The organism is Arthrobacter pascens (assembly GCF_030815585.1).
GTDB classification, from domain to species: domain Bacteria; phylum Actinomycetota; class Actinomycetes; order Actinomycetales; family Micrococcaceae; genus Arthrobacter; species Arthrobacter pascens_A.
In genome coordinates this window covers 4,094,771-4,106,416 of record NZ_JAUSWY010000001.1, presented here as the reverse complement: position 1 = coordinate 4,106,416, position 11,646 = coordinate 4,094,771, and the positions used below count along the sequence as shown (strand labels likewise).

The window sequence follows — 11,646 nt, the reverse complement described above, 5'->3', positions numbered from 1 at the left end:
TGTAAGTCCTTTCGATGAGGAAAGCTTCAGGCCGCGTGGTTGCGGCGAAGGAAACGGGCTGAGGTGAAGGGCAGCAGGGCCGGGCTCTTCCTGCCTGTCAGGATGAGGTCGGTCAGGGCTGCCGCGCTGCCCGGTGCCAGGGTGACGCCGAGCATGCCGTGGCCTGTGGATACATAGGTGTTGCTGAGGCTGCCCAGGGAACCGATCACGGGCATGCCGTCGGGCGTCATGGGGCGTATGCCAGCCCTTGGCGTCACCGCCTCGGTTGGCGGTTGCCAGCCGCGGAAGTACGTGCGGGGCGCCCGCAGGATGGCGTCGATCCGGACCTGGTTGATCTTCTCGTCCAGGCCGCCGAATTCCATGGTTCCCGCAAGGCGGAGCCGGGCGTTGAACGGAGTCACGGCCACCTTGGCGTCGGAGAGGTTCACCGCGCCGCGCAGCCCGTAGGCAGGAACTTCGACGCTGTAGCCCTTGCCGGGCCGGACCGGGAGCGGTTCCTTGAAGAGCTTGGACAGGGGGCCGGTCCACGCGCCTGAGGCGAGTACAAACCGGTCGCCAGAGAACGTCTGCTCACCGCTGTGCACGGCCGTGACGGTGTTGCCGTTCCTTGAGACGCGGTCAATGGGAGAATTTTCGACGATCTGCACGCCCAGTTCGACAAGCCGCTTGTGGAGCGCCGTCACCATGGCCCCGGGATCCACGTGCCGCTCCAGCGGGAAGTAGATGCCGCCGTAAACCGCATCCGTGAGCAGCGGCTCGTGGTTCCGGACGTCGTCGCCCACCAGGACCTGCGGGTCCAGGCCAAACGCCTTGGGAAGATCCAGGTTGTCCAGGTGGTGCTCCAGGTTCTCCTTCTGCGTGAAGGCCATGAGCAGGCCTTCGCTGTGCATTTCGAAGTCCATGCCATCGGCGCGGTACTCGTCGAAGGTCTCGATGGTGTGCTGGGCCAGGCGCAGGTGTCCCTCGAAGCCGGCCCGCTGGTCCTGGAAATTGGACCGGCGCCACATCCCGAACATGAATTTCAGGAAGTCCGGCTGTAGGGAGGGGCGGATATAGAGCGGGCTGTCCGGCCGCAGCATCCACTTAAGGGACTGGAGAACGACGCCGGGTCCCGGCACGGGTGCCGCCTCCGCCGGGACGATCCACCCGGCGTTGACTTCGGAGGCACCCAGGCCGGTGGCCCTGGCATCGATGACGGTGACGGTCTCGCCTTCGCGGGCGAGGTGGTAGGCCTGAGTCAGGCCGATGACGCCGCCGCCAATTACAACGGTGTGCACTGTACTTCCTTTCATTGTCCGTCCCGGGCCTAGAACCGGACGGCGTCTACAAACTTCTTCAGGTCCTGGTTGTCGCTGTTATTGAACGCCGCTGCCGGTGTGGCGTTGACGGCGATTTCGCCGTCGTGGAAGAAGACCACGCGGTCGGCGGCCTTGGAAGCGAAAGCCATGTCGTGGGTAACCAGAGCCACTGCGATGCCGTCCTCCTCCTTCAAACGGCGGAGGACGTCGAGGACCTCGGCTGCGACGGGTGGGTCGAGGGCCGACGTGATCTCATCGCACAGCAGGAGTTTGGGCTTCATCATCAGGGCTCGGGCGATTGCCACACGCTGCCGTTCACCGCCGGAGAGCTGTGTGGGCCTGCTGAGGATGTGCTCGGCCATGCCAACTTCGGCAAGGGCCGCTTCGGCACGTTCCCGGGACTCCGAGGCGTTGGCGCCGCGGACCTTGCGCGGCGCCAGAACCAGGTTGTCCAGAACGTTCATGTGCGGCCAGAGGGTGTAGGTCTGGAAGACCATGCCCACTTCCGACCGGACACCATCCCATAGTTTGGTGCGCTGCTTATCGGCGAAAACTGTCTGTCCGTCAACGACGATCTCGCCGTCGTCGGGGTCCGTGAGTCCGGCGAGTGCCCGCAACAGCGTTGACTTGCCGGAGCCGCTCTTGCCGATGATGACCGTGATGTCGCCCTTGTTCATCTGGAAGTCCACATTCCGGAGGATCTTCCTGGCTCCAAAGCTCTTCTGGAGGCCGCGGGCTTCCACCAGGACCTGGCCGTTTCCGGCCTTGCCCGCGGTGTGCTCCGGCGCTGTCAACCGGATGCCCTTCTGTTCACTCACTTCATTGTCCTTCTGCTGGAAGTTGGTGGGAAGCTGCGGACTGACTGCGGCGTTGCTCATCGTGTCACCGCCACACGGGAGCCGGGCATCATGCGGGCCAGGAGCCCGGTCCGGGACGCGCCGCCCATTGCGGCGTTGTTCTGCATGCGCCGCTCGATGGAACTGGTGATCAGTGAGACGGGGAAAGCGATGGCGAAGTAGATCAGCGCCGCGAGGGTGAAGATCTCCAAGGCGCGGTAATTCTGGGCGGAGATGGTGTTCGAGATGAACATCAGGTCAGCAACGGCGATCGTGGAAACCAGTGCCGTGTCTTTGAACAGGGAGATGTTCAGGGACAGGATCACGGGTAGCTGCTGGCGCATGGCCTGCGGGACGATGATGTAGCGGAGCTGCTGGAAGCGGCTCAGTTGAAGCATCCTGCCTGCTTCGACCTGCTCAACCGGAACGGACTGGAAGCCGCTTCGGTAGGTCTCGGCCATGAACGCGGTGAGGTTGGCCGTCAGCGCGATGACCGCCGAGGCGTAACCCGGGAGGGTCACTCCGGTCAGGGCCGGCAGCGCGTAGAAGATCCAGAAAAGTTGGACCAGGAGCGGCGTGCAGCGGAAGATCTCGATGTATCCCTGGGCGGCCCAGCGGATGACCTCGATCTTTGACATACGGCCCACCGCCACAGGGACGGCGAGCACCATGCTGATGACGATGGTGATGAGTGTGATCTGGAGGGTGATGCCCAGGCCCTGCATCATTGCAGGCAATGCCCGGGCAACCACGTCCCAGTCGAAGTTATAGTTCATGACGTCCTAGCTCCTTGGCAGGGTCTCTTGGCAGGTCACTTTTTTACTCGTCACTTCTTGAGGAGGTCCCCGAGGTTGTCCACCTCGAAGTAGTTGACCTTGGCGTAGGCCTGAGCCAGCGTGCCGCTCTTCTGTGCACGCTCAATGGCGATGTTCACAATCTGCAGCGAACGGCTGTCGATGGTGGCAGGAACGCCGTAGGCGGCCGTGCCTGAGTAGATTTCGGGCTCCGACACAACGATTTTCAGCGACTTGTCCGCCTGCGCCTGGGACTCCGCCGTGGGCAGATCAGCGAACTCTGCAACGGCCCGGTCCGACTGGATGGCCGAGATCGCATTCGAGTAGGAATCCATGGCCATGATGTTGGAGGTGAGGCCCTTCAACGTCGCTTCAGGGGCTGAACCCTGGGCGGTTGCGATCTGGCCGCCGCTCTGGATGATCTGTTCGGAAGTGGAGTGGGGCGAATTTGCCTTCACAATGAACACGCCGGGGTACTCGTAGACGGGGTTCGTGAAGGAGATCGCGAGCGAACGCTCCACGGTGTAATCCAGGTTTGCTGCGAAGTCATAGCGGTTGGCCTGTAGGCCGGCCACGATGTTCTTCCATTCGGCCGGAACGGGAACCAGCTTCACGCCGAGCTGCTTGGCGAGTTCCTCCAGGGGGATCAGGTTGGGGCCTCCCAGCGTGCCGTCGGGCTGCTGGACCGTCATGGGGGGAGCGATTGCGACGCCGACACGGAGCTCTCCGCGCTTTTTGATTTCCTCGATGAACGTGCCCTGCGCCGAACCGGACGACGAGGCGGATGCGTTGTTGCCGCGGAAGCCGCTGCCGAAAAAGCCTGCGGCAACGGACAGCACAGCAATGGCGAGAACTGCCAGGACGATCTTGCTTGTTTTGGTCATGGTTAAACCCTCTTTACGGGAAACGGGTTGCCGGCCCGCGGCGGCTTCTGATTTATACCTGGGCCGCCAGCTGAATGAATACCCGTCGGCCCAAGAGGCGCTTTGCGCCGTAGGTCTTCGGGGAAGGGGGCCACAGTGGTGGCCGCCAGTGGTGGTTTGGTTGTTTGTTTGTCAAACAATCTGTGTGTAAACACTAACCCTGTGAGCCGCACCACGTCCAGTACTTTTTTTGAAAAAGGGCAAAAAAGAGGGCTGGCCGCCAATGTTGGCGGCCAGCCCCCGGGGGGTTGCGGGTGGGGATGAAGCTAGTCCAGGGCGTAGATCTGCCCTGTCTGAATGCCTTCCACGGACTTCACGTAGGCCCGGCCGACTGTCTCTGCCGGTACCTGGGAGAAGCCGGGGAAGAACTCGTGGTACCCGGTGGCCTCGGCCAGGACTGTGGGGCTGACTGCGTTGATGCGGATGCGTCGGGGCAACTCCGCAGCGGCGGCCATGACGAAAGACTCCAGGGCGCCGTTGGCCAGCGATGCTGCTGCGCCGGTCAGGATTGGCTCGCGGGCCAGGACGCCGCTGGTCAGGGTGAAGGAGCCGCCATCAGAGACGTGGTCCGCTCCGATCTGGACCAGGTTGACCTGGCCCAGGACTTTGTCATCGATGCCCGACCTGAAATCCTTTTCCGTGAGATCGGCCAGTGGTTTGAAGGGGACAGCTCCTGTACATGAGATCACGGCATCCACGGTGCCGACTTCTTCAAACATCCGCCGAATGGAGTCAGGCTCGGCGAGATCCACGGTTATGTCGCTGGACCGGGAGGCTTCGATGACCTGGTGGCGTTCTTTGAGCGCGGTGGCCGCAGCGGAACCGAGCAGGCCGTTGGCGCCAACAATGAGAACCTTCATTTGCTGTTATTTCTCCTTACTCAGTGTGGGGCCCAAGAGCGCGATGAGTTCCTCCGCGCTGTCGATCGTGTGTTCCGTGAAGGCCTTTTTGATGACGTCCATATCCTTGGTCCGGATGGCCTCCACCAGCTTCTCGTGCACTCGGTGCGCACGCGCAGGGTCGGCGCGGGTCGCCTGGTCCTGCGCGAGGATGATGGTGACGTGGGCCTCCGTGACCGGCCAGAGGCGCAGCAACAAGGCGTTCTCCGATGCCGCCCAGATCTTTCGGTGGAAGGCAACGTGGTTTTCGTGCTGCACCACCGGGTCCGGGTCCATGGCCAGCCGGCTGTACTCGCGCCAACCGTCCTCAACCATGCGCATTCGGCGCCCGGACTCGTCGTCGACGATGGCGGCGGCCGCGAGCATGTCCAGGGCCATCCTGGTGTTTGCCAGATCCATGATGGCGGCGGCGTCCAGGGTGGCTACCCGGAGCCCGCGGTAGGGCTCCTGGACCAACAGCCCTTCCTGTGCCATCTGGTTGAGGGCCTCGCGGACCGTGGGCCGGCTGACGCTGAGCCACTCCGAGAGTTGCACTTCCGTCAGCTTTTCGCCCGGCTTGATCGACCCGAGGACCACGGCACGTCGGATTTCATTAATCACGCCGTCCCTGCGGGATACCGAGGCGACCGGCGCAACCCTTCCTGGAAGGGTTGCAGGCTCTGGTGACAGCTGCGTTTCCGCCATGGCTTCCCCAATTGCTAGATGTTCGATCACTGCGAAAATTGCAGATTGTCAGACAAACTCTACACCTTACGTGCGCGCGCGTAAATGGTCGGGGCAAGGCGTGACTGGAAAGTGGGTGGCCGGAGTGCCGGTGCCCAATCAGCTGCGAGTGGGCAGCCAGAGAGAGGGTGAGCCCCCAACGGCCGGCAAGACGCTTCCCTGGCCAACAAACCTTGACGTCGCCATGGGAAGGCCCGCCCGCCGGGCTTGGACCGGATACCACCAGCCGCTCTCAGGGCAATGCTCACCCGTGCGAACGGCGAGGGTGCTTGCCTGGGCATGATCGAGGACGGCGGGGCAGCGTCTTTTCATGTGGACTCCTGAAATAGGGCTTCTAATGGGCAACACCGTATTTCCCTTTGTCCTCCGTTGCGTCATATACATATGTCGAGTACGGCGACTGGAACGTGACAAATGTCAGGCGTCCGCCGTAAGCGTCACCGGGCTAGGGTGGCTAACAAGCCGCTCCTGGCGTCCCCGACCGACAACCTGAAAGCGAGAAGAAGCGTGTCAGTCAATCAAGAACTTCCCGTGCTGTCCCATTGGATCGGGGGAGAAGAAGCATCTTCCTCAGGTGACCGAACGGCCCCGGTCTTCGACCCCGCCCGTGGCATCGAAACCAAGCATGTGGCATTGGCCAACGCCGGTGACATCGAATCCGCCATCTCCTCGGCACAAAAAGCTTTCCCGGCGTGGCGTGACCTCTCCATCACCAAGCGCCAACAGATTATTTTCCGCTTCCGTGAACTGCTGAACGAGCGCAAGGGTGAACTGGCGCAGATCATCACCGCCGAGCACGGCAAAGTGGTTTCGGACGCGCTGGGTGAAATCACCCGCGGCCAGGAAGTTGTCGAACTCGCTACGGGTTTCCCGCACCTGATCAAGGGCGAGCACTCGGAGAACGTCTCCAGCGGCGTGGACGTGTACTCCACCAAGTCACCTCTCGGTGTCGTCGGTATCATCAGCCCGTTCAACTTCCCTGCGATGGTGCCGCTCTGGTTCCTCCCCATCGCCATCGCCGCCGGCAACACCGTGGTCCTGAAGCCGAGCGAAAAGGACCCGACGGCGGCCAACTGGCTCGCAGCACTGTTCAGCGAGGCGGGGCTGCCGGACGGCGTCTTCAACGTTCTCCACGGCGACAAGGAAGCTGTCGACGGGCTTTTGGGGCACCCCGACGTGAAGGCAATTTCCTTTGTTGGTTCCACCCCGATCGCCCAGTACATCTACGAGACCGCGGCACGGAACGGTAAACGGGTCCAGGCCCTTGGCGGTGCCAAGAACCATATGCTGGTCCTGCCCGACGCCGACCTTGAGCTGGCTGCCGACGCCGCCATCAACGCCGGCTTCGGTTCCGCTGGCGAGCGCTGCATGGCCATCAGTGTTGTGGTCGCCGTCGAACCCGTCGCTGACGAGCTCATTGAAAAGATCACCTCCCGGATGGCAACGCTGCGGATCGGCGACGGCCGGCGCAACTGCGACATGGGGCCGCTCGTCACCCGCGAGCACCGTGACAAGGTGGCCTCCTACATCGACGTCGCCATCGCCGATGGAGCCAACGTGGTGGTGGATGGCCGTGGCATTGCAGTGGACGGCGACGACAACGGGTTCTGGCTCGGCCCGACGCTTATTGACGACGTCCCGGTCGCCTCCCGTGCCTACAAGGAAGAGATTTTCGGGCCTGTGCTGTCTGTTGTGCGTGTCCGCAGTTACGAGGAGGGCCTGGACCTCATCAACTCCGGCGCCTACGGCAACGGCACAGCGATCTTCACGAACGACGGCGGTGCGGCCCGCCGCTTCCAGAACGAGGTTGAAGTGGGCATGGTGGGCATCAACGTGCCCATCCCGGTCCCTGTGGCCTACTACTCCTTCGGCGGATTCAAGGACTCCATCTTCGGCAGCTCCAAGGCGTACGGACTGCAGGGCTTCCAGTTCTTCACCCGCGAAAAGGCCATCACCTCCCGCTGGCTGGACCCGAGCCACGGCGGCATCAACCTGGGCTTCCCGCAGAACTAGGGCAAAAACCAGCCAGGAGAGCCTCCGGCAGCAACGCAAATGCCGGGGGCTCTCCTGTTGTTCAGACCCTCTCGCAGATATCGCCCCTAAAGCGGCTATCCCTCCTCCAGGAACTGCACCGCGGCGAACAGCTCCAAGCGGTCGCGCATGCCGTCCAGGTTCAGGCCCAGGATCCTCCCGGCCGCGTCGATTCGATTGCGCAGCGTATGGCGGTGAACGCCCAGCCGCCTTGCCGTCTTGTCCCAGACGCAGTTGTTCGCGAACCATTCGCGGACCGTGGCCAGCAGCTCTGTCTCTTCAGCTTCGTCGTGGGCGATCAGCGGCTGCAGCAAGCCCCGGGCCACGGGACCTGCTTTCGCCTCCCGGAGCAGCCCCAGCATTCCGCTCTCGGACAACTCCGAAAACTCAACCATCGGCCGGCCAAGTTCCGCTGCCCGCCGCAGTGCCCGGCCCGCCTCTTCCACGGCACCCGGCAGTCCTTCCATCGTTGCCTCGGCGGAAATACCGCACGGAGCGCCGTGGCGCTGGAGCAGTTCAAGGACCTTGTCCTGGTGGGCCCGCCCCGCGAGGACCACCAGCATCTCGCCCCGCAGGGCGTAGAACACAGCACCACGGTAGTCATCGGCCAGCAGCTCCAGTGCCTCCAGCAGGTTCGGTGTCGGATTCTCCTGCCGCGACGCCGTTACCAGCAACGGTTCGCGGGGCAGTTGGCCCCACACCTGCCGGGCCGTTTTCAGCGCGACGTCGGTGCTGCCCGCCAGCAATTGTTCAAACACGCCCGCACGCAGATGCCGCCGCGCGGTGTCCAGCGTGCGGGCCTGTTCGAGGGCAAGGCTGGCCAGGCCGATCACACTGTTGACGATGTCGGTCCGGGCCGGGTCCAGCGGCTCGATGGCACCCAGGACAAGGGCTCCGCGGAGGCCGCCCTTGCGGCCCAAGGTCTGGAGTGTCACGGATTGGCCTTCGATTTCCAGATGCGAGGCAGAGCGCGTGCCCAGGTCCAGTGCATTCCGGACTTCCGTATTCACCTCGCTGGCTATGCCTGAAGGAACGGGTCGGTTCCTTGGCATCCGGACGTAGTTTCCCGCGGCGTCGTACAGTGCCACCCAGCTGTGGAGCTGGCGTTCGAGTTCGCCGAGGATCGAGGTCAGTCCGTCAGGGCGGAGCGCAGCGCGGGAAATGGCCCGCTGCGCCTGCAGCGACCATTCCGCCCGGGCGTGCTCTTCCTTGGCCAGGTAATCGGCCACCATGCGGATGATCGCGATGAACGGGGTGCGGTCCGGAACTTCCAACAGCGGCAAACCCTGTTTCCGGCACGCTTCCTCCAGTCCTGGCGGCAGCGCCCCGTGGATCACCTGCGTTGCGAAGCCAAGCCCCCTGATTTCATGCTCCACCAGCCGGCGCACATACTCGTCGTAGCCCTTGCCGTTCGGCGCTGGAGGGAGCGGGCTCCCGGCGGCCGGGTCCGCCGTCGTCGTATTTTGAGGGAACTGCGTGCCGTCCGTAAGAAGCAGCTGTCCGGGGTCCAGGAACGGGGTGGGATCCTCAAGATCGGAGCTGTGCACCCACATGATGGGCTCATCCAGCAGGGACGACCCAGGTTCGGGCGCCACGAGCCGGAGTTTGAGCGTTCGGCTGCGGAGAAGCTCGTTCAGACTTGGCGGCATAACGGACCTCATGGATGTGAAAACGTCGAATGGGAATGGACTGATTGTACAAACGTATAGCGCATCAGGGGAGAGGTGAACCGGATGATGAAGGAACTCCAACAATCCTTCCCCCGAGAGGAACCGTCATGGTCGCCAGCCAACCAGTCCTGGACCAAGCAGCCGCCAAGGCAGCGGTCACCAATGCAGAGGCCGTCGCCCTGGACCGGGCGAACGTGTTCCATTCATGGTCCGCGCAGAAGTCCCTCAACCCCCTGGTCATCGCCGGTGGATCGGGCAGCACCGTCTGGGACCACGACGGCAACACGTACCTTGACTTCTCCAGCCAGTTGGTCAACACCAACATCGGCCACCAGCACCCCAAGGTCATCGCGGCAATTGCCCAGCAGGCAACTACGCTCGCCACCCTGGCGCCGTCTCATGCCAGCCACATCCGCGGGATTGCCGCAGCCAAGGTCCTGTCCCACGCGCCGGCCAACATGGACAAGGTGTTCTTCACCAACGGCGGCGCAGACGCGAACGAGAACGCCATTCGTATGGCCCGCCTGCACACCGGACGCGACAAGGTCATTTCCCGCTACCGCTCCTACCACGGCAACACCGGCGCCGCGATTGTTGCCACCGGCGACTGGCGACGTATCCCCAACGAATACGCCCGCGGCCACGTGCACGTCTTCGGCCCGTACCTCTACCGCTCCGAGTTCTGGGCCCAGACCCCGGAGCAGGAAACCGAACGCGCACTGCACCACCTGCGCCGCGTTATCCAGGCCGAAGGCCCCCAGTCGATCGCGGCGATCCTGCTGGAGACCGTCCCCGGCACCGCAGGCGTCCTGGTCCCGACGCCCGGTTACCTTGAAGGCGTACGTGCGCTGTGCGACGAATACGGCATCGTGATGATCCTCGACGAGGTCATGGCCGGCTTTGGCCGCACCGGCGACTGGTTCGCCTTGGACGCCCACAACGTAACCCCGGACCTCATTACCTTTGCCAAGGGCGTCAACTCCGGGTACGTCCCCGTCGGCGGCGTCATCATCTCCGGCGACATTGCCGCCACCTTCGACGACCGGGTCTTCCCGGGCGGCCTCACCTACTCCGGCCACCCCCTCGCTGCAGCCTCCGTAGTCGCTTCCATCGAAGCCTTCGAAGAGGAAGACATCATCGGCAACGCCGCCCGGATCGGCCGCCAGCACCTCGAGCCGGGCCTGACTTCGCTGGCTGAAAAGCACGACGTAATCGGCGAGGTCCGCGGCAGGGGTGTCTTCTGGGCACTCGAACTCGTCCAGGACCGGACCACCCGCACTCCCGTCACTGCCGAATACATGGGCCGTCTCAAGGCAGAACTGCTCCGTCTTGGACTGTTGCCCTTCATCGCTGACAACCGCATCCACGTGGTCCCGCCCGCCGTTGTGACGGCCGAGGAAGTAGCTGTGGCCCTGGCCATCTACGATCAGGGCCTCACCGCCGCTGGTCCTGCCGGCAGGTAGCCTAGGCAGCATGCAACTCGATTCCGCTGGGACTGCACAGCTACTGGGCGGGCTGGGGCGCCGTCATCCGAGGATTGCCGTTGCCACCGTGGTGAGGGGCGAAACAACCACCGCAAGCAGCGGAGTTCCAGCGGACGCAGACTTTGAAATCGGATCCATTTCGAAGGCGATCACCGGGCTCCTGTATGCCGACGCCTGCGACCGCGGAGAAGTCCGTCCGTCCACGGCGTTGGGGGAGATGTTGCCTCTGGCCGACTGCCCGGCAGCACACCTGACCCTCGCCGCCGTGAGCACACATGCATCGGGGTTGCCACGGCTGCCTCAGGCCGGTGATACCTGGAAGCGCACGTACGGACTATGGCGGCACGGCCGGAACCCGTACGGGGAGACGCTGGCGGAGTTGCTGCTCCAGGCCCGGACGGTCCGGCTTAAATCACCGCGCCCACGGTATTCGAACCTCGGGTTCGAACTCCTTGGCCACGCGGTGGCGGCCGGGGCGGGGCTGGGCTTCCAAGGACTGCTGGCCGACCGCCTCCGCAATCCCCTGGGCCTGACCTCCATGTACGTTCCCGCCGCCGCCGGCGAACTCGGCCCCCACGCCCTCAGTGGCACCAGCCGACGGGGCAGCGCCCTGCAACCCTGGGTAGGTGAAGCGCTGGGACCGGCAGGCGGCATCCTCGCCACCATTGGCGACCTGGCCGCCCTTGCCCGCGCCCTCCTCGACGGTTCCGCGCCGGGAACTTCGGCCCTGGACCCGGTGGCCAACTTCGCCGGCCCGGCGGCACGCATCGGGGCTGGCTGGATGACGTTGGAGGCCAAGGGCCGGACCATTACTTGGCACAACGGAGCCACCGGCGGGTTCTGTTCGTGGATGGGCCTGGACAGGGACGCAGGCACCGGCGTTGTGCTGTTATCCGCAGTGTCCGGATCCCTGGACCGTCACGCGTTCAGGATCCTGACCGGGCTCACGTCACAGGGCTAAGCCACCGGTACGGAGGATTGGGGAGAC

Annotated in this window: 10 protein-coding genes; 3 read left to right on the top strand and 7 right to left on the bottom strand. The window is 63.9% G+C overall.

Features of this window, described 5'->3' with window-relative positions:
• Positions 1–26 precede the first annotated feature (26 nt).
• From QFZ30_RS18980 to QFZ30_RS18955, 6 genes are all read right to left on the bottom strand, one after another.
• Entirely contained in the window at positions 27–1,277 is a 1,251-nt protein-coding gene (locus QFZ30_RS18980; RefSeq protein WP_307078885.1) for an NAD(P)/FAD-dependent oxidoreductase, read from the bottom strand.
• 29 nt (positions 1,278–1,306) lie between these two features.
• Positions 1,307–2,176, bottom strand: a complete 870-nt coding sequence (locus QFZ30_RS18975) for an amino acid ABC transporter ATP-binding protein (protein WP_307078883.1) — start codon at positions 2,174–2,176, stop codon at positions 1,307–1,309.
• Complete coding sequence (locus QFZ30_RS18970; RefSeq protein ID WP_307078881.1) at positions 2,173–2,910, bottom strand: amino acid ABC transporter permease; 738 nt, start codon at positions 2,908–2,910, stop codon at positions 2,173–2,175. The genes QFZ30_RS18975 and QFZ30_RS18970 overlap by 4 nt, the downstream gene beginning before the upstream one ends.
• Positions 2,911–2,960: 50 nt before the next feature.
• Positions 2,961–3,812, bottom strand: a complete 852-nt coding sequence (locus QFZ30_RS18965; protein ID WP_307078879.1) for a substrate-binding periplasmic protein — start codon at positions 3,810–3,812, stop codon at positions 2,961–2,963.
• A 305-nt stretch (positions 3,813–4,117) separates the two neighbouring features.
• Positions 4,118–4,711 carry a short chain dehydrogenase gene (locus tag QFZ30_RS18960; RefSeq protein WP_307078877.1) on the bottom strand — a complete coding sequence of 198 codons (594 nt, stop codon included), beginning with the start codon at positions 4,709–4,711 and terminating at the stop codon, positions 4,118–4,120.
• Between the two features lie 6 nt (positions 4,712–4,717).
• Positions 4,718–5,350, bottom strand: coding sequence for a GntR family transcriptional regulator (locus tag QFZ30_RS18955; protein ID WP_307078875.1), 633 nt, complete (start codon positions 5,348–5,350; stop codon positions 4,718–4,720).
• 537 nt (positions 5,351–5,887) lie between these two features.
• Here QFZ30_RS18955 and QFZ30_RS18950 point away from each other — a divergent pair.
• The gene (locus QFZ30_RS18950; RefSeq protein WP_373462863.1) at positions 5,888–7,486 is read left to right on the top strand and encodes a CoA-acylating methylmalonate-semialdehyde dehydrogenase; all 1,599 of its coding nucleotides are present in this window, start codon (positions 5,888–5,890) and stop codon (positions 7,484–7,486) included.
• A 95-nt stretch (positions 7,487–7,581) separates the two neighbouring features.
• Here QFZ30_RS18950 and QFZ30_RS18945 read toward each other — a convergent pair whose 3' ends face one another.
• Positions 7,582–9,099 (bottom strand): PucR family transcriptional regulator, encoded by a 1,518-nt coding sequence (locus tag QFZ30_RS18945; protein WP_373462862.1) that lies wholly within the window; start codon positions 9,097–9,099, stop codon positions 7,582–7,584.
• A 182-nt stretch (positions 9,100–9,281) separates the two neighbouring features.
• Here QFZ30_RS18945 and QFZ30_RS18940 point away from each other — a divergent pair, with 182 nt between their 5' ends.
• Both QFZ30_RS18940 and QFZ30_RS18935 read left to right on the top strand, forming a co-directional pair.
• Positions 9,282–10,637, top strand: coding sequence for an aspartate aminotransferase family protein (locus QFZ30_RS18940; RefSeq protein ID WP_307078870.1), 1,356 nt, complete (start codon positions 9,282–9,284; stop codon positions 10,635–10,637).
• A gap of 10 nt (positions 10,638–10,647) precedes the next feature.
• Entirely contained in the window at positions 10,648–11,619 is a 972-nt protein-coding gene (locus QFZ30_RS18935) for a serine hydrolase domain-containing protein (protein ID WP_307078868.1), read from the top strand.
• Positions 11,620–11,646 lie beyond the last annotated feature (27 nt).

Coding starts and splice junctions, on each gene's coding strand:
- QFZ30_RS18975 (WP_307078883.1), bottom strand. CDS start 2,176: ATGAGCAACGCCGCAGTCAGTCCGCAGCTTCCCACCAACTTCCAGCAG.
- QFZ30_RS18970 (WP_307078881.1), bottom strand. CDS start 2,910: ATGAACTATAACTTCGACTGGGACGTGGTTGCCCGGGCATTGCCTGCA.
- QFZ30_RS18965 (WP_307078879.1), bottom strand. CDS start 3,812: ATGACCAAAACAAGCAAGATCGTCCTGGCAGTTCTCGCCATTGCTGTG.
- QFZ30_RS18960 (WP_307078877.1), bottom strand. CDS start 4,711: ATGAAGGTTCTCATTGTTGGCGCCAACGGCCTGCTCGGTTCCGCTGCG.
- QFZ30_RS18950 (WP_373462863.1), top strand. CDS start 5,888: ATGTCAGGCGTCCGCCGTAAGCGTCACCGGGCTAGGGTGGCTAACAAG.
- QFZ30_RS18940 (WP_307078870.1), top strand. CDS start 9,282: ATGGTCGCCAGCCAACCAGTCCTGGACCAAGCAGCCGCCAAGGCAGCG.
- QFZ30_RS18935 (WP_307078868.1), top strand. CDS start 10,648: ATGCAACTCGATTCCGCTGGGACTGCACAGCTACTGGGCGGGCTGGGG.